20 protein-coding genes are annotated in these 20,710 nt (G+C 41.2%); 9 read left to right on the top strand and 11 right to left on the bottom strand.

Annotation, left to right across the window (positions count from 1 at the left end):
- Positions 1-4: 4 nt before the first annotated feature.
- Positions 5-1,234 (bottom strand): ornithine--oxo-acid transaminase, encoded by a 1,230-nt coding sequence (rocD, locus tag Q0590_RS13275; RefSeq protein WP_302038034.1) that lies wholly within the window; start codon positions 1,232-1,234, stop codon positions 5-7.
- Positions 1,235-1,316: 82 nt separating this feature from the next.
- Here rocD and Q0590_RS13270 point away from each other — a divergent pair, with 82 nt between their 5' ends.
- Complete coding sequence (locus tag Q0590_RS13270) at positions 1,317-1,484, top strand: C1orf53 family protein (RefSeq protein WP_302038033.1); 168 nt, start codon at positions 1,317-1,319, stop codon at positions 1,482-1,484.
- Positions 1,485-1,561: 77 nt separating this feature from the next.
- Positions 1,562-1,801, top strand: a complete 240-nt coding sequence (rpmB, locus tag Q0590_RS13265; RefSeq protein ID WP_302038144.1) for a 50S ribosomal protein L28 — start codon at positions 1,562-1,564, stop codon at positions 1,799-1,801.
- Positions 1,802-1,879: 78 nt separating this feature from the next.
- Here rpmB and Q0590_RS13260 read toward each other — a convergent pair whose 3' ends face one another.
- A complete protein-coding gene (locus tag Q0590_RS13260) occupies positions 1,880-3,145 on the bottom strand; it encodes an aspartyl protease family protein (protein ID WP_302038032.1) in 1,266 nt (421 codons plus the stop codon).
- Between the two features lie 322 nt (positions 3,146-3,467).
- Between Q0590_RS13260 and Q0590_RS13255 the strand changes: the two genes are divergently transcribed.
- Complete coding sequence (locus Q0590_RS13255) at positions 3,468-6,119, top strand: T9SS type B sorting domain-containing protein (protein ID WP_302038031.1); 2,652 nt, start codon at positions 3,468-3,470, stop codon at positions 6,117-6,119.
- 31 nt (positions 6,120-6,150) lie between these two features.
- On the opposite strand, the gene Q0590_RS13250 is transcribed toward Q0590_RS13255, so the two are convergent.
- From Q0590_RS13250 to Q0590_RS13240, 3 genes are all read right to left on the bottom strand, one after another.
- Positions 6,151-6,540, bottom strand: coding sequence for a hypothetical protein (locus Q0590_RS13250; protein WP_302038030.1), 390 nt, complete (start codon positions 6,538-6,540; stop codon positions 6,151-6,153).
- An 80-nt stretch (positions 6,541-6,620) separates the two neighbouring features.
- On the bottom strand, positions 6,621-7,223 hold the full coding sequence (locus tag Q0590_RS13245; RefSeq protein ID WP_302038029.1) for a DNA-3-methyladenine glycosylase family protein: 603 nt from the start codon (positions 7,221-7,223) through the stop codon (positions 6,621-6,623).
- Complete coding sequence (locus Q0590_RS13240; RefSeq protein ID WP_302038028.1) at positions 7,220-7,708, bottom strand: deoxycytidylate deaminase; 489 nt, start codon at positions 7,706-7,708, stop codon at positions 7,220-7,222. Before Q0590_RS13240 ends, Q0590_RS13245 begins: the two co-directional genes overlap by 4 nt.
- A gap of 143 nt (positions 7,709-7,851) precedes the next feature.
- Here Q0590_RS13240 and Q0590_RS13235 point away from each other — a divergent pair, with 143 nt between their 5' ends.
- The 3 genes from Q0590_RS13235 to Q0590_RS13225 all read left to right on the top strand — a co-directional run bounded on the left by Q0590_RS13235 (position 7,852) and on the right by Q0590_RS13225 (position 10,861).
- Positions 7,852-8,466 carry a DUF2911 domain-containing protein gene (locus tag Q0590_RS13235; RefSeq protein ID WP_302038027.1) on the top strand — a complete coding sequence of 205 codons (615 nt, stop codon included), beginning with the start codon at positions 7,852-7,854 and terminating at the stop codon, positions 8,464-8,466.
- A gap of 143 nt (positions 8,467-8,609) precedes the next feature.
- Positions 8,610-8,804 (top strand): hypothetical protein, encoded by a 195-nt coding sequence (locus Q0590_RS13230; protein ID WP_302038026.1) that lies wholly within the window; start codon positions 8,610-8,612, stop codon positions 8,802-8,804.
- A 296-nt stretch (positions 8,805-9,100) separates the two neighbouring features.
- Complete coding sequence (locus Q0590_RS13225) at positions 9,101-10,861, top strand: tetratricopeptide repeat protein (RefSeq protein ID WP_302038025.1); 1,761 nt, start codon at positions 9,101-9,103, stop codon at positions 10,859-10,861.
- A gap of 42 nt (positions 10,862-10,903) precedes the next feature.
- On the opposite strand, the gene Q0590_RS13220 is transcribed toward Q0590_RS13225, so the two are convergent.
- From Q0590_RS13220 to Q0590_RS13200, 5 genes are all read right to left on the bottom strand, one after another.
- Positions 10,904-11,248, bottom strand: coding sequence for a DUF3140 domain-containing protein (locus Q0590_RS13220; RefSeq protein ID WP_302038024.1), 345 nt, complete (start codon positions 11,246-11,248; stop codon positions 10,904-10,906).
- Positions 11,249-11,311: 63 nt separating this feature from the next.
- On the bottom strand, positions 11,312-11,659 hold the full coding sequence (locus Q0590_RS13215) for a hypothetical protein (protein ID WP_302038023.1): 348 nt from the start codon (positions 11,657-11,659) through the stop codon (positions 11,312-11,314).
- 114 nt (positions 11,660-11,773) lie between these two features.
- Positions 11,774-13,024: a hypothetical protein gene (locus tag Q0590_RS13210; protein ID WP_302038022.1), complete on the bottom strand. Its 1,251-nt coding sequence runs from the start codon at positions 13,022-13,024 to the stop codon at positions 11,774-11,776.
- On the bottom strand, positions 13,021-15,483 hold the full coding sequence (locus Q0590_RS13205) for a DUF2339 domain-containing protein (RefSeq protein ID WP_302038021.1): 2,463 nt from the start codon (positions 15,481-15,483) through the stop codon (positions 13,021-13,023). The genes Q0590_RS13210 and Q0590_RS13205 overlap by 4 nt, the downstream gene beginning before the upstream one ends.
- A 555-nt stretch (positions 15,484-16,038) precedes the next feature.
- A complete protein-coding gene (locus tag Q0590_RS13200; protein WP_302038020.1) occupies positions 16,039-17,286 on the bottom strand; it encodes a sensor histidine kinase in 1,248 nt (415 codons plus the stop codon).
- Between the two features lie 222 nt (positions 17,287-17,508).
- Between Q0590_RS13200 and hisD the strand changes: the two genes are divergently transcribed.
- Positions 17,509-18,795, top strand: a complete 1,287-nt coding sequence (hisD, locus tag Q0590_RS13195) for a histidinol dehydrogenase (protein ID WP_302038019.1) — start codon at positions 17,509-17,511, stop codon at positions 18,793-18,795.
- A gap of 70 nt (positions 18,796-18,865) precedes the next feature.
- On the top strand, positions 18,866-19,930 hold the full coding sequence (hisC, locus tag Q0590_RS13190; RefSeq protein ID WP_302038018.1) for a histidinol-phosphate transaminase: 1,065 nt from the start codon (positions 18,866-18,868) through the stop codon (positions 19,928-19,930).
- Here hisC and Q0590_RS13185 read toward each other — a convergent pair.
- Complete coding sequence (locus Q0590_RS13185) at positions 19,914-20,045, bottom strand: hypothetical protein (RefSeq protein WP_302038017.1); 132 nt, start codon at positions 20,043-20,045, stop codon at positions 19,914-19,916. The two genes, hisC and Q0590_RS13185, sit on opposite strands and share 17 nt — an antisense overlap.
- A 74-nt stretch (positions 20,046-20,119) precedes the next feature.
- On the opposite strand from Q0590_RS13185, the gene Q0590_RS13180 reads away from it, so the two are divergent.
- Positions 20,120-20,659: a hypothetical protein gene (locus Q0590_RS13180; RefSeq protein WP_302038016.1), complete on the top strand. Its 540-nt coding sequence runs from the start codon at positions 20,120-20,122 to the stop codon at positions 20,657-20,659.
- The last annotated feature ends 51 nt before the right edge of the window (positions 20,660-20,710 follow it).

The raw sequence follows: 20,710 nt of genomic DNA, 5'->3' as shown, positions 1-20,710 counted from the left end.
CCAATTACAGCATAATTGTCTTTTCTATAATATCGCAGCACTCCTCCATTTGCTCTTGTGTAATAATGAGCGGGGGTGCAAACCGGATTTTATCGCCGTGGGTTGGTTTAGCCAGTAAGCCATTATCCCGTAAACCCAGGCAAATATCCCAGGCACTGCGTCCATCTATTTTTTCGTCAATATCAATTGCATTCAATAATCCCTTCCCTCTAACAGCAGTAACCTTGGCCGTTTTAGCTTGAATTGCCCGCATCCGGTTTCTAAACAACTCACCCATTCTGGCAGCATTCTCAATCAACCCTTCTTCTTGTATCACTTCCAGAGCCGCCATGGTTACTGCACAAGCCAGGGGATTACCTCCAAAGGTAGATCCATGTTCGCCGGGGCCGATAGTTAGCATAATATCATCGCTTGCCAATACTGCCGATACCGGATATACACCTCCCGATAAAGCCTTGCCCAGAATAAGCATATCTGGCTGCACGTGTTCATGTGAAGAAGCAAGCAGTTTACCAGTGCGGCCAATACCGGTTTGTATTTCATCCATCATTAGAATAACATTGTACTTGGCACACAACTCCTGTGACTTAGCCAGATATCCATCTTCCGGTACAAATACTCCGGCTTCTCCTTGAATAGGCTCTACCCAAAAACCACACACATTCGGATTTTGCAAGGCATTTTCCAGAGCCTCCAAATCATTATAAGGGATTACCTGGTAGCCTGGCATAAAAGGGCCGAAATTCCGTGTAGCTACCGGATCTGTGGAAGCAGAGATAATACCTGTTGTCCGGCCATGAAAATTCCGCTCTACGGCCACAATAATGGCCTTGTTTTCTGGAATACCTTTTACCTGATAGCCCCATTTGCGGGCCATTTTAATAGCTGTTTCGTTTGCTTCTGCTCCCGAGTTCATCAGTAATACTTTGTCATACCCGAAGTACTCGCAAATATATTTGGCACACTCGCCAAGCTTATCGCTATGAAAGGCTCTGGAAGTCAAGGTAAGAGTTTGCGCTTGTTCTATTAGAGCGCCAATAATTTTTGGATGGCAATGCCCTTGGTTCACTGCACTATATGCTGACAGAAAATCGTAATAATGCTTCCCTTCTATATCCCATAGGTGGACACCAGAGCCTTTTGCCAGGACAACCGGTAGCGGATGGTAATTATGGGCAGCATAGGCTTCCTCTAATTGTATGGCTTGCTGAGAAGAAGTACTTGTATGAATCATATCAAAAACGTATAAGTCCTAAACAATCTGCACAAGGTATGTGTTTCAGCTTTATAAAAAAAGTTGCAGGATCTATAGCTAGATGAAGAAAGACCCCAAACATACGAATAGAGGATTGCAACCGGAGGATTATTATTTCGATGAAAAAGGCTTTCTTGTGTTTACAGAAAAATATCATCTGAAGCGTGGTTACTGCTGCAAAAGCGGTTGCAGGCACTGCCCGTATGGGTATAAGAAAAATAATGGATGAAATTTAACATTTCATTTGCCGTTATCATACTTTTTTCTCATATTTGCACTCCGTTTTTCAGCATAAAAGAATTTATCATGGCCAGAGTTTGTCAACTTACAGGGAAAAAGACGCAGGTAGGAAACAATGTTTCTCATGCCAACAATAAAACTAAGAGAAAGTTTTATCCTAATTTGCAAAAGAAAAGATTTTATATTCCTTCCGAAGATACCTGGATTACATTAAAAGTATCTACTTCTGCTTTGCGTACTATCAACAAAAATGGTATTGATGCTGTATTGAAAGAAGCACGCGAAGCTGGTAACGTTCTGTTGTAATCCTATTCTACGTTTATAGAAAAAGCCTGCCGGGGTTAAGCCCCGGCAGGCTTTTTCTATTACAAAACACTTTATTACTCAGATTAGCCGCTTGAGTTGAAAAGATGCAAAAATAAATTCAGTGCCTCTTTTCAGAAATAAGTTAATTTCTTTGCCCTCTTTCTTCTGTAGCATTTTATAAATCTCACTCAACCGAAGGCTGTTAGCCATCTGCCCATTAATAGAAATAATTTCATCTCCCGGTATCACACCTGCATTCGCAGCTGGAGAGCTTTTTTCTACATGTTCAATCACATAGGTTCTGAAATTATCGCCTTTGGCACGTAATTCCATTCCACTCATATCCCGCTCAAAAGCAGCTTTAAAGGCACTCTTATTGGGCTTTAATACAATATAATGCCGGGAGTAATCAAAAACTACATCAAACCGGCGTAACAGTTCGCACCCAATATTTCCTTGCCGATTTACCCGTTTGGCTATTTGAGCAGCTATAGAGTTGGTATCCGGGAAGGAAGTAATCACGTTCTGTAATTCATATTTCCCGATCATTACTTTTTCAATGCGGCCCAGGCTGCCAGTGATAATACCATTCAGCCCACGGCCAAGCTGGGCCCGTACAATTTTATCGGGTAGCTGGATATGTTCACTGGTGCCCATGTCCAAAGACAAGGCATGCCCGGCACCAGTGTCCAGAATCACTTTTATGGGTACTTCCCGGTTATCGGCCCATATAGCCTTGGCTAACAAATAGGGTTTAGCATCTTCTATGGAGATAGGTATTTTTTCTCCTTTGCCTTTATATTCGTATTGATCAGGCCGGTATAAGGTTAATATTTTCTGGTGAAAATCAATTTTTACTACAAAGTGCCGGAAAATATCAAAGCCAAACACACCGTGTATAGGAATACCTACATAATTAGACAGATGCAATACATCTTCGGAGAGTGTTACAATACTTTGTCCTTTTGCTTCAATGCCGGTTAAGTTGATTTGATTATTAATAGCTACTAAGGCTTCCAGAGAAGACCCTTGCCCTACACCGGTAATGTCAACCTTGCGCACATAATGTAAGTTGAGAGCATTGGCTGCTTTTGGATCGGTTAACAAGGTCATACTAATTCCGGTATCCAGAATAAAATTCATCGTATCCGAATTATTGATCGAAATAGGAACAATGATCAGATTACTATGCCATTCAAAGGGAATTTTAACCTGCTTTCTCTTGGCAGAGGTAAAACGGAAATTATAGCTTTCCTGGGCCTGCAGATAGCCTGGCAGTAGAATGAAGAGGAGTATCAAAAAGTTGAAACCTCTCAAAACTGTGTGCTTGTATAGAGATTTCATAGAAAGTAGAATTACTGGCTATAACAATATATTAATTTACATTTTTTCGTCAAATATTTCAATTTTTTACCTGTAAATATTTGTGCACGGAAGATAGATAGTATAAAAACAGATCTGTACAGATTGTGTTTTCATAACGGTTGATTTTATCTTTTTGTTCATCAAATATTGTTGATTTATAAGTGGTTATATGCGCTTATAAATCTGCTCTTTTTCTATGGCTATTATCTGTTGAATACTTAGTTGTGTAAGCTTTCAAGAGAATTCAAAGTAATTAAAATAGGTCAATTTGCAAACTTCATGCTGATTTATAATTATCTGCATGAGCTGCCGCTGCATTGGTTTACTGGTATTACTTCTAACGGTGCACGTGTGCTTTGCACAGAGGGAAAGTACTCTATGGTATTTCGGTAATAATGCAGGGCTTGATTTCAGCACAGGTACACCCCAGGCCATTGCTGGCAGCAAGTTAAATACCACAGAAGGCTGCGCTTCTATTGCGGATAAGAACGGGCAGTTGGCTTTCTATACAGATGGAATTACGATCTGGAACAGAAACCATAAAGTGATGACCAATGGAACAGGCCTGATGGGCGATCCTTCTTCTACACAATCAGGGATTATTGTACCCACGCCTGGCAGCCGTTCGCAATACTATGTATTTACGGTAGACAATGTGGCGCAACCTAATGGATTCCGGTATTCTATAGTAGATCTGGCACTGGAAAACGGATTAGGAAAAGTGACCCAAAAGAATGAGTTACTCCTAACGCCGGTTACCGAAAAACTAACGGCGGTGGCACACGAAAATGGCAAAGATATTTGGGTACTGGTGCATGGCTGGAATAACAATGCTTTTTATGCATATCTTCTCACAGAAAAGGGTATTACCGCCCAACCAGTAATCAGCTATGCAGGCACCATACATCAGGGACGGGATAATAATACCATCGGATATTTTAAGGCTTCTCCATCAGGTTCAAAACTGGCTTTAGCTGTCCGGGGAATGAAGTTATACGAATTATTTGATTTTGATGATGCTACCGGTAGAGTCTCTAACCCGGTAGTATTTCAATCTAACAACTATAACAGTGCGTATGGCCTGGAATTTTCACCAGACGGAACAAAACTCTATGTAAATGCTAGCTTTGCTCCAACTGCTAAAATTTATCAGATAGATTTAGTTACCCATGCTATAACGCTTATCGGTACATCCGCTAGTTCATATGCGGGAGCCATGCAATTAGGCCCCGATGGCAAAATTTATTTTTCACGGTATGAAAGCTCTTACCTGGGCGTTATTAATACACCTAATGCGGCTGGAACCGCTTGTGGCTACACCGATGATGGGATTTATCTGGCAGGCAGAACCGGCGCATTTGGCTTACCTAACTTTATACAGAGTTTATTTCATCAGCCATCGTTTACTTTTTCCAACACCTGCTTAACAGAGCCTACCTATTTTGCTATCAGCGATACCAATAATATAGCAAAAGTAGAATGGGTATTCAACGACCCGGTAGTGGGAGTAGTTAATATATCTTCTTCAAAAAACCCTTCCCATATATTCAGTCAGGCAGGTGGGTATAAGGTGTCTCTGGATGTAACGTATAAAGATGGGTCTGTAAAGAACACTACCCAACAGGTAAGCATCTATGATCTCCCTTCTGTAAACGTAGGACATGATACTACCTTGTGTACCGGAGAGCTTTTTGAGCTGAATGCGGCTTTTCCAGGAGCGACATATCTATGGCAAGATGGCTCTACCAAAGCTACCTATGCTGTAAATAAACCTGGTATTTATTGGGTAGATGTTGTTACCGGCGGTTGCCCGGTCAGAGATTCTATTATAATCACCTATCAAACACCTGCCTCTGCGGAACTACAAGACCAGGATACCACTTTGTGCCAAGGCAATTCGCTTTTACTCACCGTGAAACAACCTTCTTCTGCGGCTACCTATACCTGGCAAGATGGGTCTGCCGGAACGTCCTTTATGGTAAACAAAGCAGGCTATTACTGGGTAGAAGTTAGCAATGCCTGTGGAAAATCAAGAGACTCTATACGTATCGACTATAAAGAAGAATTACCCCAGTTCAGCTTAGGGAATAACCGAACAATTAAACCGGGAGACTCTTTGCTGCTCCAAATCTCAATCCCACAAGTAACCTACCGGTGGCAGGATGGGTCTACAAATTCTTTTTACGGGGTAACTAAACCAGGTATTTACTGGGTAGAGGTCAGCAATGGATGCGAGCACAAAAGAGATTCTGTTGAAATTGCCTATGGGTTACCTCATGTTAAAAAAGAAATAATAGACACCACTATCTGCCAGGGTAGTATGCTTCCTTTATACGCATCTGATTTACTACCTGAGCAGGTTTTTCAATGGCAGGATGGCTCTACTAATGCCATGTTCAACGTACAAAAGCCCGGTACTTACTGGATTGAAATAAGCGGAAAAACGGGTATTACGAAACGGGTATTTACGGTAACCTACCAGTACGCGCCACAAGTAGAGCTAGGAGAAAATACTACCTTATGCGGGGATGAACAGCTTGTATTAAATGTCAGGCAAGCCTCGGGCAAAGCAAAGTATGTATGGCAGGATGGCTCTACAGAAGCAACATATACAGTGCAAAAGCCTGGAATCTATTGGGTAGACGTTACCAATTCTTGCGGCACTGTACGGGATAGCATCACCATTACTTGTCCGGAATGTAAATTAGATGAATTACCCAATGTGATTACGCCCAATAACGACGGAGCCAACGACTCCTTCACCTTTGCCTGTATGAATAAACATGTATGGCAATTAGCCATATACAACCGATGGGGAAAAGTAGTGTATACCAGCCAACACTACCAGGGTGAATGGGATGCCAGTAATTTAGAAAACGGGATGTATTATTATTCTTTGTATAATCAGTCTGCTTCGGTTCCTTATAAAGGGGTTATCCATGTGCTGCGGTAATCGACTTCTAACAACACAGGCAACCAAAATATCAACTCCATCCATCTTCCATATCTTTAGATTTATCAAACGTACGTATCCAGGCCAGGTACAAATGCCGGAAGTTTTCAATTTCATTTTTCAGTAACTGCAAATATTCCTGATTACAAAGTTTTTCATGCTTGCACATGGTGGTCTGAGTAAGTAATTCTTTAGCCGCTATCTTAATTAATACAGCATTTTCCATGCGGATACTGTATAAGTCGCCTCCCTCAGCAGCCGCAATTTTTGCCCCCAATACATACGCATTGTTCAACATAAATTCTTTCAGTTTAAATAAGTCTTTCTCTGAATCAATGGTTTCTACAATAGTCCGGGTGATTTCACTGATTTCCTTGGCTTTTATAAATACAGGGAGGTTTTTGTAGGTTTCTCTGGACATAAGCATAACAAGTAGCAGACAGCTGGATGAACGTTCAATAGGCAAATAAACTAAATAATATACACTTTCGAAGAAAGGACTTAAATAGAAGTGGCAGGAAGGTTTTTGGCCTTCCATAAATATTTACAAGCCAGCGTACGGTGTGGCCGCCAGTTTTCGGCAATGGCTGTCATCTGCCGGCGTAGTTCTTTTCCGTTTTCTGTCAGGCTATACCATCTACTAATTTGTTGCCTGATCACCAGATCATCTATAGGAAATACATCAGGCCGGTTCAGTGGAAACATTAGCACCATTTGTACCGTCCAGGGGCCAACACCTTTAATTTGAGTAAGCAAGGCCAGTATTTCTTCATCCGGCATGCTATGCAAATGTTCAAAATATAAGGAGTGTTCTCTATGAAAACTGGCAATATTTTTCACGTAATTTGCTTTAGCTGTAGATAAGCCCACTTCTCTGAGATATTCCACAGGCATCTCTTGCAGCAATTCTGGCAAAGGATAGCCTTCGGGAAATAACTTCAGGAAACGTTTATATATGACGTCGGCCACTTTAGTAGAGAGTTGCTGCGATATTACTGAATCCAGTAAAAATAAATACGTATCCTGGTATGGGTAAGGCTCTGGTGGGGGAAGTACCTGTGTTAGCCGGTGTATGACCGGATCATGTTGCCAGCTGATGCTCATGGATTCAAAGGTTGATTTGCCTGTACAAACTTACCTGCATATTTCTGTATTTCTACACCGAATTTTTCCAGAAATGCTAGTCCTTCGTCTATGTCTATGCCTTTATATTCGGCATACGAATTCAGGTATACTACTTTCTTAATCTTCATACTGAAGATGATACGGGCACAGGGCAAACAAGGCGATAGGGTTACATACAAGGTAGATCCTTCCACGGAAGATCCGTTTTTTGCTGCATATAATATGGCATTTTCTTCGGCATGAATAGCCAGGGAGCAACTCCCCTTTCTATCTCTGGCACAACCTTTGTCAGGCCACTCTTCATCACAGTTATAGGTTCCGGCAGGCGGGCCATTGTAGCCAATCGAAATAATTCTGGTTTCTTTGGCCAATACAGCTCCCACATGAGCCTTTATACAGTGAGAACGTTTGGCCAGGTTCACAGCCAGTTCCATAAAAATATCATCAAAATCGGGACGTTGCATGCAGGCAAAAAATGTAAAGAGGATAGCAATATAACTTAAACATACTTTAACTACTTTTGTAAACAACTTCGCACAGAAGTCCTACGCTAGTAGATGGACAAAGGTAACTTAAATTCATATTATCTGTAAATTCACGTACTTCCATGAAAAAAAATATAATTCTGGCCTGTTTAGCGATTTTTGGTATGGGGCACCTCTCCATGAGCCAGCAAACAACGAAGGATTCTCTGGCTACACAATCTATTATGCGCGAAGCTAAGGCAGTTTCAGCAGTGGAGCAAGATTCTGTCATTGTACCTCAGGTTAGAAAAAGCCCCATGGCTGTAGCAAAATTTACCTCGAATACTATGTATTTGAAAGTTGTTTATGGGCAACCTTATAAAAGAGGCCGTACCATTTTTGGAGAGCTGGAACCGTATGGAAAAGTATGGCGTACCGGTGCTAATGAGGCCACAGAAATTACGGCCACTAAAGATTTCCGCATCGGTGGAAAATTACTAAAAGCTGGTACATATACGCTGTTCACCATCCCTAATGAAAATAAATGGACCGTTATTGTAAATTCAGACCTGGGCCAGTGGGGAGCTTATAAATACAATCCTGAAAAAGACCTGGTTAGCTTTGAAGTGCCTTTAACCAAACCTGAATACTTCTATGAAGCCTTTACCATTGAGTTTAAAGATATTCCCAGCGGTGCAGAAATGGAGTTGCTTTGGGGAGATACCAGGGTTGCGTTTCCGATAGAATTCAGCAAATAACCAATTTAGCAACTATACCACCGTAAGCGGGCAACTTTCATGAGTTTGTCCGCTTTTTGTTTGCCTGAATATATACCTACCAAAATCCATTTAACCTTCTGCGTATAAGTCCGTATGTGGTGTATACATACCTATCTTTACTTATGGAACCTAAAAGCATTGTGGGAATAATTTTAGTAGTAGCGGGTATCGCCGGACTTATTATAGGCGTATCGGGCATATTCAGCGAAAACCTTACCAAGCAGAATCCATGGATTTTTGGTATACTAGGTTTTATATTTTTTAGCTCCGGCATAGGCTTGCTGAAGAGTACAGGCAAACAAAATACCGGGTCCTGAAGGCATTTGGCAAGAAATAGAGAAGTTTCTATTTGTACTTTGATGTATATATTCAACAAAGCTTTTTGTTGTTTTATGTTCTGCTGATCTACCTGGTTTAATCCTATTTACCCGCCGCTCCTAAGGCCAATATAACCATTCGTTAACCAACAATTTGGTTTCTCTTTTGTCTATGTAATAAATGTACCCTATGTATCTATATGTACATTAGCTAATTGTTGTATTTTACTTGCAAGCTTTTTGCTGGAACAACTTTAGTGATACGCCGGATTACCAGGCATTCTTCCCGGATTTTTATGAAAAATATACTGTTAACTGTTACTTTCTTGCTGAGTTATTCATGGGTATGGGCACAATCTACCGGAAAAGAATCGTACGAGAAAGCCATTGATTACATGAACAAAGGGAATATGGAGCAAGGTTTTGAGTATTTAAATAAATCTCTGGCCGCAAATCCTACCTTTTATGATGCTTTATACGCCCGTGGGTTTTACTCATTCACTCAAGCAGATTATACAAAAGCCATCATTGATTTCGATAGTCTGTTAATACATTATCCGCAAGACACAGCCTCTTTCCGTTACAGGGGTCTATCACAGATGTATTTAAAAAACTTCCAGGAAGCTGAAAAAGATCTACATACCGCCCTTTCCTTAGATAGTACCGATCATAGCATTTACAGTGACCTAGGCTATTTTTATTATCAGGTAATGGAATATGAGGCGGCAAAGCATTATTTAGAGAAATCTATCCGCATAAAACCCAGCCGTTTTGCTTTGTATCAGAAAGCACAAACACATTATAGCCTGAATGAATTTAATGAGGCATTAACTGCGCTGGCACCTTTGCTGAAAGAAGATCCTAAAGATGCAGATGCCTTACGGTTACAAGCCCTTGTTTATTTGAATACCAAGAAATACCCAGAGTCAATAAAAATATACGAACAACTGTTGGCCAATGGAGATATTAGTGAACCTGACGATTTCCTGAACTGGGGCCTGACACATTTTATGCAAAAGAAATATACCCAGGCTCTTGTTTATTTCACTACACCCAAGAAACATACAGATGCTGAGCTATATTATTACACCGGCCTTGCCTATTACAAATTGAAAGACAACAAAAAAGCCCTGAAAGCTCTAAACAAAGCGGTACTGTATCTGGAGGAAGCTGGCGAAGAACAAGCACCCGTATTTTACGACAGAGCCATTGTACGGTCTACCATGAAAGACAATGCCGGAGCAGCCCAAGACTACTTGCAGGCAGTAGCTTTATTGCCGGAAATAACCAGGCAGCGCAACCAGTTTGGCGACACCTTGGCTTTACTGGGAAATGCATCCGTATTATTAAAGGGACTATACGCTCAAAAACAGCTGGACAGTGTGAGTGCTATCGGCTATTGGCAACGGGCCGAAAATCTCTTTGAAAAAGAAGGCTTGGAAGAAGAGGCTTTACAGGCCATAACCTATTCTATTCAGTTAGCTCCCAATAAAGAATACAGCTTGTTTACCAGAGCAAAAATATATTACTTCTTCGAAAACTATAGCAAAGCTCTGCAAGATGTAAACAAAGCCATAGAATTAAATTCAAGCCAGAACAAGGCAGAACATTTTCATTTACGCGGACTTATTTATTACCAGATGGAAGATGCCGGAAAAGCCCGCCAGGATTTTGATAAAGCCATTGCCCTGGAACCAGAAAATACCTCGTACTACTACGAACGGTCATTTGCATGGGCAGACACCGGGAACTATGCCGAAGCACTAAAGGATATGAACAAGGCGATGTCTTTGGATAAAGAAACTAAAGTACCCTACCTGATGGCACGGGCAGATTTTTACAACCAATTGGGGCAGTTCGATAAAGCACTGGCCGATTGTGAAGAAATTATGTTAAAAAGCCGCGATCAGGCAATTGTATATTACCAGAGGGGGCTGGCTCGCTTTGGCCTGAAAAAGTATAGTGAGGCTATTACAGATTTTACCCGGGCTATTCAACTGGAACCCGACTTTAGTGATGCCCGGCAAAAATTACAAGAAGCTCTACAGGCTCACTAAAAGAGCAGTGCCAGGGCACCGCTCTTTTCCTAAACAGGTAGTTTACTTCATCGGATCATGTCCCCAGTTCATTAAAGAAAAGCGCCAGGGCGTATTTTCTATGTCGCCACCTGGTTTTTGCGCTGAATGTCTTTTAATATAACCCACCACTTTGCGCATATGCGCATAATCGTCCTCTTTTAAGTCTGCTTTCTTCTTTTCTAAAATGTGAATGATTTTGCCTCCTGACTGGTGCCCTACAGATTCTCCGCCCTCTTTCTCCTTAAACCCGACTTCTTTAGATTCCTCTGTCTGTAGCCACTTTTCAATTTGTTTGGGTGTCATATTTACCAGATCTTTAAATTCCTGGTATACGTCTTCCTGGTCATTTGCTGCGTTGGTTGCCATAGCTGTTAAGTTGGTTTTTTTCTAAAAACCATTAACAGCAGAATTTGTTTAGCAAAAATTCACTCACCTGATTAATTGCCGGACGTAAAATCCGCTTAGCGCCGCCATGCCTCCTACTATTCCGCCTATTAGGGCTGTAATACATAGTAACAGAAAGGAGGCTGGTAAACTGAATAGTGCCGCTATACGCTGCGTTAAAATGCCATCTGTGCGGACATGGATAATGGTAGCTGTCAACATCCATACCACGGCTATTGCCAGAAAGCCAGACCAGAAAGCATTCCTCCCATTAGTAGCCCGCCATAAAGCTGCGCCAAAAGCAACAAAGGCTATTATCCACCAGGGAAGGAATAGTTGCAACAAAAAACTCAGCAAGGCAATTAGCAGGAATAAGATGATACGTGAGGGCATGTTTTGCAGGTTTGAGGCTAAGTAAACGTATTAAATATATACCTAATCCGCAAGTTAAATAGCAGATCTTAGCTTAAATTGAACTGGCACGCCAACCGTTCAATTGCTAACAGACTATTGTTGGTTGCTCTTCATATCTTTCACCATCCGGAAGGATAAAAAACTTAACAAAACAATCACTAACGCAATAGCCGCCCATATCAGCCATTTGTTGGTAAAGAAAGTTGAATCAGAATCTGATGCTGTAGCCGATGAACTCACCGGCAAAATGGACTTAACCTGTATTACTGGAATAGTTTCCGGAAGTTTGTCTGTAAAGTAGGCCAGGTCGTATTGCGGAGCTTGTAGATTATCATTGCCAAACTTTATCTGATAGGCTTCTCCTTTCTTCAAAAAAGCCACCAGATACCTGTTTAGCTGATATGCTTTTACATCCGCAATTTGCAAGGGGGTATTATCTTCATTCTGTATCAGCAGGTAAAAGTCTTTTGCATGAAAAGACTTTGGAAAAATAGTTTTGTCGGCTGATGATTTTAAAGTAGTATAAGCCACTGTTTCATAAAAAGTCTTTTGCCGCTTTCTTTTGTCAATGGTAATAGTAGGTATGTTCACTTCTACCGGGCGCAGATAATAGGTAGGTGCCGTTATAGCTAGTTCCAGTTTATCAACCAAAGCAGGCTGCTTTAGGTGAATATATACAAACGTTTGTTTCAGCGCTGCACTATCTTTCTGTATGAATTTAAGCTCTTCTAGCGGGGTATATTTGCCATTTTCTGCATGGGTATCATAGTACCCAGCTTTGATAATGTTTATGGGAGCACTCAATGAATCCTGAATGTCGAGCTTGTAGTATTCATACTCACTTAGTGGAAATTCAAGTGCTTTTATTTCTGAAGTTGCCGACTGATTTTTTACTGGGTATAGTATAAACCCGTCATCAATGCTATACCACTCGTTGGCATCGTGGCTACCGCTTAGTTGTGCCTTTTTAGTGGCATTCGTATTTTGAATAATAAGGTGAATGTTGTTGATCTTGCTCCTGCTGGCATTACGTAAGATAAGACTGGTGCCTGACTTGGGTTTACTGATCTTGCTTACTATTTCGTATTCTCTAAACAGCTTTTTGTATTGTACTGGTTGCTCTTGCTGCATTAAGTAGGGCACTTCTTGTAAATCTTTGTTATACAACCGAATATCCGACAGACCGGCTTTTAGATATCCGGCAATCTGGGGGCTGATAGTAATTCTGTAGAAGCCGTCCTCTACTATGGTATCAAGTTGTGCCTGATACATAAAATTCTGGGCTATGCCTGCTTGTATACTTAGCCAGAAAAAGCAGATTATAGGTATTATTCTTTTTATCATTCTACAGAACGTTGGTTGGTAGAATCATCGGCAAGAATTAATCTTTTCAAATTCTGGTACATAAAGGAAATTACGAGCAACACAATACCTAACGAAATAAAGGCGGCTATTTTGCCTCCTTCAGAAATTCCGCGTATATCGTAAATAAATAGTTTTGTCAGAGTAAGGGTAAACAAGCTAAGGGCAATAATGCGTAAATCCCGGTTTTTCCTTCGGAGCCCAATAATCATAAAAGCAAATCCGCATATACCCCATAGAATAGGAAAACCAACTTTATAAGTTTGCTTTAATAAGCTGGTAAACTGCTCATATATCTGCCTAGTAGATTCCTGACTTAATCCAGTTAAGGTAACTGAAGAACTATTAAAATATACCACATGAAACACGAGTTCTGAGCTGAATACAAAAACCAGGATAAAGCACAAAAACCAGGACAAGCCTTTATCTACTGACGGAATAATCTGACTCAGCAAGTTTTTGTTCCTGAGTAGCAATGTCACAATACCTAAAACGAGCAGAAAACTCAGGTAATGAAACCCAAAGCCAATGAAATTGATCCCGGAATTAATGTAATGTGATTTTACCAATTGTAATACTGCCTGGTTATATACCAATAGATATAGTATAGTTCCTAACACACCCAGCATAGAAGCCGCTACAGACAAGGTATATTTTTCCCGGTAGAACCCCATAAGCAATAGTATACTTATATACAGCAGGTTATAACAACCCAACAGAATTGTGCGGTTTACCTGAGACTCCATATACAGGGTAAGCTGATAATCTAACTCCAGCAATCCTACTAAATAAATAACCAGACCCAGGATAATACTAAGCAATGCCTGATACGGTTTAACTGGTATGGCAAATAGCCTGAAATGAAAGGTATGCTCCTGTAAACGCAATAAATATTGAGTAGCTAGTAAGCTGATAATAGCTACAGCCCCAGTTATAAACGCCTTGTTTAACACGATGGGTAGAACTGTGTTGGTTGTAGTAGAGGTATATAAATCACTCCAGTCCATTGCCAGGCTTACCAGCATTAGCCCGTTAACTAGCAGCGAACTATTAGCTATCAGCTTCAATCCTGACTTCTGAGACAGCCACAGCAGCAATACCGCTTCCAGTGCCCAGAACATGGTAATGTAATTGCCTTCCAGTTGTACAGGTACGGCCAGACTAACAAAGGTAATAACCAGGCCAATAAGCAAATAAATCAGGTTACGGTCTACCTTTTCGTTCTTGTACAGAACAAAGGCAAACAAGAAGTTAAATATGGCAACCAGCACAGTGAATAATCCTTGATATAGACCTTTCTCTATATTGGCCAGTATATACATGCCAGCTGAATAATATAAAAATGTATTACTTAACAAAATGGCAATCTCTGAGGGCGCAAATTTGCTTTTCTCTTTGATGTTGTTAATAATATTCATTAAAAAGAAAACAAGATAGAACAGCGTACCAAATACCAATGCACCTACATAAGGAACTTCCTTGGTACTCATTGCCTCTCTCGTAAGCCAGCCGCCATAAAGGATAATAGTGAATAGGTAACAGATCCAGTTAAGAATATTCCATTTTTTCAGGTAGGCTAATATCAGCATTCCTACATTTAAAATCAGCACATAGGTAAACAGCACTTTATAGTTTCCCTCCCCGGTACTTAGCATAAAGGGTGTGGCAAATCCACCAAGTATGGCTAATACGGCCAGTTCTACCCGGTTGTACGACACTGAGAGCAGAATAGAAAATCCTGTAATGACTACCATTAACACAAAAGCCACGGTCTGGCTAAAAATCTGGTATTGATGGAAAGCAATGGCAATAGTAAAATACAATACCGCCAGGCCACCTCCTACCAGCACCGAACTAAAGGCAGCAAACGATTTGCGCATGCGGTGTGCCAGACCAATTAATGCCCCTCCTGCTAGGATACCAATAAATACTCGCCCAATCTCATTAATCCATTCTTTATCAATGGCAAACTTTACAAAATACCCAATCCCTAATACCAGTATACCAATCCCAATTTTATTCATTAGATTTTCACCGATAAATTTCTCCAGATCAGGGTTATTTCTGAGGAAATTTTCCACAAAGGAGGGCTGAGGTTCTGTTACCACGGGTTGTTCTGGGGATGCAGGAATGGAAACATTCTGGACAGTAGCTTGTTCTATCAGTTCTTGAAAAGATATATCTGCTGTTACCTCTTCTTTGGCTGTAACCGGCTCCGGAACAGGTGCGATTACCGGTGGTACTACTTCTTCCTGGACAACAGGTTTGGATGGTTCGGGTGCTGCCGGAGCCGGGCGGGCCGACTCTACTTCAGCCCGTAACTGTTGCAACTCATGCAATACTTCATCCATGCGGTAGTGCAGCAACTTGCTTTTATCCGATACCTTGTTGGCTACCCAATAGATCATGACAATAACTACCACCAGTAAAACTACTTCCATATGCCTATTTTCTTAAATAGAACGTTTGCCTTTTAGTTAATTAAGTTTACTCAATTATGCGCAATTATTAAACCACTTGTCTATGTAGCCTTACACAGTTCAGATAGTTTGCAAGAAAATTGTGAGGGTATAAAGTAAAATAAAAAGGATACTTAAAAATGAGGTTATTTAAATTTATTAAACTATCAATTGAGTGTGTGCTAAAGCAGATAATTTTAACCATACCTTCTTACTTTTTTGTCATTGCCACAAAAAAGTAAGAAAAAAAGTCTAGGAAAAACAATGCTTCTTCGCTACAGGCTTACGCACACCCCGCTGTTTTTCTGGGCCAACACACTTTTTACAACTATTCTTAAAAGTTTAAAAAGATTTAATGAATTATATAAGAAAATATATAACACCTTGTGGTAATAAACAACAATTACTGAATTAAGATAAAAGCAAGAGGTAGTATGCGGCAAGAGGTAGTATGCGGCAATAGCTGGAAGAGACAATAGCATTCGCAGCAAGAAGAGAAACAAATTAACAATAAAACAGCTAGCTTTTCAGGACTTCTTAATAGGCTTTCAGATATACCCTAAAAGTAGTTCCTTTATCGGGCTGGCTTTCAATTTCAATGGTGCCCCCATTTTTTTCCACAATATTTTTGATGATATACAAACCTACGCCCGTACCATGAGCCCTTTCGGTAAACCGTTTGAACGGCTTAAATACTTTGTCTTTATTGCGGATAAGATCTATACCAATACCATTATCGGTAACTGTAAGCAAGATGGCATCATCTACTTTTTTGGTCTGAATATGAATAGCCAGTGGCCTTCGGGGTGCATAGTACTTTACTGCATTGGTAATCAAGTTCTTCATAATGCTGCTCAAATATGCCTCAATATACTTGATGCTTGGCACTCGAAAATCTGCTTCAATACAATCCTTGCAACTATCCATCTGCGGGCCAAGTTCTGTTATGATATTCGCCAGCATCTCGTCAAAAGCTATTTCTTTAGCCGGACTCTGACTACTTTCCACAAAAATTACTTCAATTAAGCCACTAATGGTCCGCTCCAGCCTGTCTACTGACACATTCACCATCCGGATAAACTCTTCTTTTTTATCAATTTCCGTCTGCATATCCAGTAGATGCAGCAGCATTTTCAGGCTACTTACCGGCGATTTAAGGTCATGGGCAGCCATGTATACAAAATTATCCAACACCTCATTAATATGCTTCAACTCCTGGTTTGCATCTTGCAGCTGTATTTTGGCCAGTTCTTCCTCGTGTATATCTGTACACGTACCAAACCATTTAATAATTTTGCCGGAAACATCTTTCAATGGTAAAGCTCTCCCCAGAAACCAGCGGTATTCGCCATCGTGTCTGCGGAAACGGTATTTTACCTGATAAGGCTGACCAGTCCGGAGACACTCATCCCATATGGCCAGGGTAGGTGCATAGTCTTCCGGATGAATAATCTGTTGCCAGCCATCACCTTCCGCTTCTTCCACACTAATGCCGGAATATTCTGTTAATTTTTTGTTATGAAAATCTTCGTATCCATCCGGTAAGGCCGTCCAGACGATTTGTGGAATAGATTCGGCCAGGAAATAAAACATTTCAGGATGAATATTCTCGTTCTCAGTGGCCGCCGGATTGTCAGCTAAAGATTTAGTTGTTACAGCCTGCCTGGTTTCCAGTTGCTCGGTAAGTTTTTGTATTTTGGCTTCATAGGTTTTTACCTTTTCCTTGAGTACCTGATTTTCAGAGACTAAATTAGTTGTATCGTTATTTCTTACATGATTATTCATAAATTCATCATAGCAGGCATGGCAACACTTATTAAGCAAAACTAACCATTCCTTGTATTACCTGACAGCTATTTTACTGATATTAGCATAAAAAAGTTAGGCATTCCTCATTCATCCGGCAGATTGCCTGGCACAAAAAGGCAGATTGTTCATTTATTATTCAGGAACTGTACCATATATTTTGCTACCCTCCGTAAATTAGCAACTCAATTGGTCAGATATATGAATATAGTAGAATACCCACCTCAACACCAGTGGCCAGCTTTACTGGCCAGGCCGGTGATGAACCTGCAGGAAATAGAAAAAATAGTGGCTCCGGTTTTACAACAGGTAAAACTCAGCGGCGACCAGGCTGTCAAAACTTATACACATCAGTTCGACAAGGTTGAACTGGCAGCTATACAAGTATCGGCGGCCGAAATTAAGGAAGCTCATCAGCTGGTAAATCCGGAACTAAAAGCTGCCATTGAACTTGCCAGAGCCAATATACAGAAGTTCCACGAGACGCAGCAGCCATCCATACAAAAGGTAGAAACACAGCCTGGCGTTGTCTGCTGGCGGAAAAATGTAGCTATTGAAAAAGTAGGGTTATACATTCCTGGCGGTACAGCTCCTTTATTTTCTACGGTGCTTATGTTAGGGATACCTGCCCAACTTGCCGGTTGCAAAGAGGTAGTTCTGTGCACGCCCGCCAACCGTTCTGGCAAAATACATCCGGCCATTTTATATACAGCCGATATTCTGGGGATCAACAAAATTTTCAAAGTTGGTGGTGCCCAGGCCATTGCTGCTATGGCCTATGGAACCGAAAGCATTCCTGCAGTATATAAAATATTTGGCCCGGGTAACCAATATGTTACAGCTGCCAAGCAACTGATTAATAAAGAAGGGATTGCTATAGATATGCCAGCCGGCCCTTCAGAAGTAGCCGTTTATGCCGACGAAAAGGCAAATGCGGCATTTGTAGCTGCCGATTTGCTTTCACAGGCCGAACATGGCCGCGACAGTCAGGTAATACTGGTTTCGCAAAGCAAAAAGTTACTAACTGCTGTGCAGGAGGAAATCAGCAGACAACTTGCGCAACTACCCCGGGAGGCTGTGGCAACGCAAGCCCTGGAAAATAGCAAGGCCATTTTGGTAAAAACGGAAAAAGAAGCTATAGATCTGCTCAATGAATATGCAGCTGAGCATTTAATATTGGCTATAGAAAATGCAGAGGTGGTAGCCGAGCAAATTATTAATGCAGGTTCGGTATTTTTGGGGCATTTTACTCCTGAGTCAGCTGGCGATTATGCTTCGGGTACCAACCATACACTACCAACCAACGGATTTGCGAAAGCCTATAGCGGAGTTTCGCTGGATAGTTTTGTTAAGAAGATTACCTTCCAGCAGATTACACTGGCCGGCTTACAGCACATTGGTCCGGCTATAGAAGCAATGGCTGCTGCTGAAGAACTGATAGCACATAAAAATGCTGTTTCTATCCGGCTGATGAACCACAAGAAATAATCAGTGGCTTTTTGCCTCTCTAGGTACACCAGTTATTTTGCTCTTTTATTCGTTATTTGTTTATACCACCATGTTTGATCTAAAAAAAATACTTCGTCCACATATACTTACCCTTACGCCTTATGCTTCTGCCCGCGATGAGTATGAAGGCACAGAAGGCATATTTTTAGATGCCAATGAGAATCCGTTGGGTTCAATTACGCCGGAAGCCTACAACCGCTATCCAGATCCTTACCAGTGGGCATTAAAGAAAAAGCTTGCAGCTATCCGGAAAGTAGATGTCAAACAAATATTTCTGGGCAACGGCAGCGACGAAGCAATTGATCTGCTGATCCGGGCTACCTGCTCGCCCCAGTCGGATGAGGTAATTCTACTGCCGCCAACCTATGGGATGTATGAAGTGAGTGCCAGTATCAATGACGTACGGATGGTGAAAGTCCCGCTTACCCCCGATTTCCAGATTGACCTGCCTAACGTCTTGAAGGCAATTAATGCAAAGTCGAAGCTTATTTTCTTATGCTCCCCCAATAATCCTACGGCTAATCTATTAAAAGCAGAAGATATAGTAATCATTCTGCAGCACTTTCCTGGGTTGGTGGTGGTAGACGAAGCATACATTGATTTTGCACCCGATCATACATTCGTGAATAAACTGAATGAATTCCCTAACCTGGTAGTCATGCAGACGTTCTCTAAAGCCTGGGGCTTGGCCGGTTTGCGGCTGGGAATGGCATTTGCTTCCGAAGAGATTATTCGTATTCTCAACAAATTAAAGTCGCCTTACAATATAAACACCCTTACACAGGAACTGGTAGAACGCAGTATAGCTACGGTTGAAGCAAAAGATCAAATGGTCGCCCAAATTCTACAGGATAAGCAGCTATTGAAAAAAGAGTTGTTGCAATTGCCCATTGTACAACATATTTACCCTTCTGATGCTAATTTTCTGTTAGTAAAAGTGACAGATGCCAGAGCTATGTACCAGCACCTAATTGACGACAAAATTATTGTCCGTGACCGTTCTAAGGTTATTCTCTGCGAAAATTGCCTGCGTATTACTGTTGGTACAGCAGCAGAAAACCACAAACTTATTCAGCGAATGCGTACGTTTAAAGCACCTACAGAAGCTCTATAATTTCTCTGGATAGCCTATCTACTAACACTTTTTTACCGGCAAACCCTACATCCGCATTTAGCAGAATGGAAGCATACTTCTTTCCGCCTAGCGGATTAGTTGTATTTTTATTCAAAATAGAAATAGAAACAGATACCATCCGTTAGAAAATCAGTAAACCGTTCAACCATCCTAACCAGTTTTAATATCATGAAAAAAGCAGTTTTAGTATTATTTTTCTTTGTAGGAATCAGCTTTACGTATGCACAGGGCCAAACACAAGAGTGGGCAGTGGGCTTACGCCTAGGCGACCCATCGGGCGTCAACTTCAGAAGGTATTTTGGTAGTGGCGACGCCTTAGACATTAATGTTGGGAGTTCGGGCTATTATTATAACCGGGGCCGCCGCTACCGGGACCGTTACTATGAATATGGTGGGGTTACTTTACAAGTAAACTATGTATGGCAGAAGGATATTTACAGTGTGGATGGGCTGCAATGGTACTATGGCCTGGGTGGACAGTTAGGCTCCCGCCGCTACTATGATTATGAATTTTATACCAACAACCGTCGCATTGGCGGGTATACCAGAAGTATTGCGCTGGGTGCGACAGGTGTAATTGGAGCCGAATATTTTATTCCGGATACGCCTATATCCATCTTTGCCGATGCCGCTTTATATATGGAAGTTATTCCTTTGCCTTTCTGGCTGAGTGTGCCGATAGGAATCGGGGGCCGCTTTAATTTTTAATAAATGTAACCAATCAACCCTCAAGACAAATACTTGAGGGTTTTATATGAA

Source organism: Rhodocytophaga aerolata, assembly GCF_030503435.1.
Classification (GTDB): Bacteria; Bacteroidota; Bacteroidia; order Cytophagales; family 172606-1; genus Rhodocytophaga; species Rhodocytophaga aerolata.
This window is presented reverse-complemented; position numbering and strand designations above follow the sequence as displayed.

Bases quoted from the DNA above. Each gene is read 5' to 3' on its own strand.
- rocD (WP_302038034.1), bottom strand. From the start codon at position 1,234: ATGATTCATACAAGTACTTCTTCTCAGCAAGCCATACAATTAGAGGAA.
- Q0590_RS13270 (WP_302038033.1), top strand. From the start codon at position 1,317: ATGAAGAAAGACCCCAAACATACGAATAGAGGATTGCAACCGGAGGAT.
- rpmB (WP_302038144.1), top strand. From the start codon at position 1,562: ATGGCCAGAGTTTGTCAACTTACAGGGAAAAAGACGCAGGTAGGAAAC.
- Q0590_RS13260 (WP_302038032.1), bottom strand. From the start codon at position 3,145: ATGAAATCTCTATACAAGCACACAGTTTTGAGAGGTTTCAACTTTTTG.
- Q0590_RS13255 (WP_302038031.1), top strand. From the start codon at position 3,468: ATGAGCTGCCGCTGCATTGGTTTACTGGTATTACTTCTAACGGTGCAC.
- Q0590_RS13250 (WP_302038030.1), bottom strand. From the start codon at position 6,540: ATGTCCAGAGAAACCTACAAAAACCTCCCTGTATTTATAAAAGCCAAG.
- Q0590_RS13245 (WP_302038029.1), bottom strand. From the start codon at position 7,223: ATGAGCATCAGCTGGCAACATGATCCGGTCATACACCGGCTAACACAG.
- Q0590_RS13240 (WP_302038028.1), bottom strand. From the start codon at position 7,708: ATGCAACGTCCCGATTTTGATGATATTTTTATGGAACTGGCTGTGAAC.
- Q0590_RS13235 (WP_302038027.1), top strand. From the start codon at position 7,852: ATGAAAAAAAATATAATTCTGGCCTGTTTAGCGATTTTTGGTATGGGG.
- Q0590_RS13230 (WP_302038026.1), top strand. From the start codon at position 8,610: ATGGAACCTAAAAGCATTGTGGGAATAATTTTAGTAGTAGCGGGTATC.
- Q0590_RS13225 (WP_302038025.1), top strand. From the start codon at position 9,101: ATGAAAAATATACTGTTAACTGTTACTTTCTTGCTGAGTTATTCATGG.
- Q0590_RS13220 (WP_302038024.1), bottom strand. From the start codon at position 11,248: ATGGCAACCAACGCAGCAAATGACCAGGAAGACGTATACCAGGAATTT.
- Q0590_RS13215 (WP_302038023.1), bottom strand. From the start codon at position 11,659: ATGCCCTCACGTATCATCTTATTCCTGCTAATTGCCTTGCTGAGTTTT.
- Q0590_RS13210 (WP_302038022.1), bottom strand. From the start codon at position 13,024: ATGATAAAAAGAATAATACCTATAATCTGCTTTTTCTGGCTAAGTATA.
- Q0590_RS13205 (WP_302038021.1), bottom strand. From the start codon at position 15,483: ATGGAAGTAGTTTTACTGGTGGTAGTTATTGTCATGATCTATTGGGTA.
- Q0590_RS13200 (WP_302038020.1), bottom strand. From the start codon at position 17,286: ATGAATAATCATGTAAGAAATAACGATACAACTAATTTAGTCTCTGAA.
- hisD (WP_302038019.1), top strand. From the start codon at position 17,509: ATGAATATAGTAGAATACCCACCTCAACACCAGTGGCCAGCTTTACTG.
- hisC (WP_302038018.1), top strand. From the start codon at position 18,866: ATGTTTGATCTAAAAAAAATACTTCGTCCACATATACTTACCCTTACG.
- Q0590_RS13180 (WP_302038016.1), top strand. From the start codon at position 20,120: ATGAAAAAAGCAGTTTTAGTATTATTTTTCTTTGTAGGAATCAGCTTT.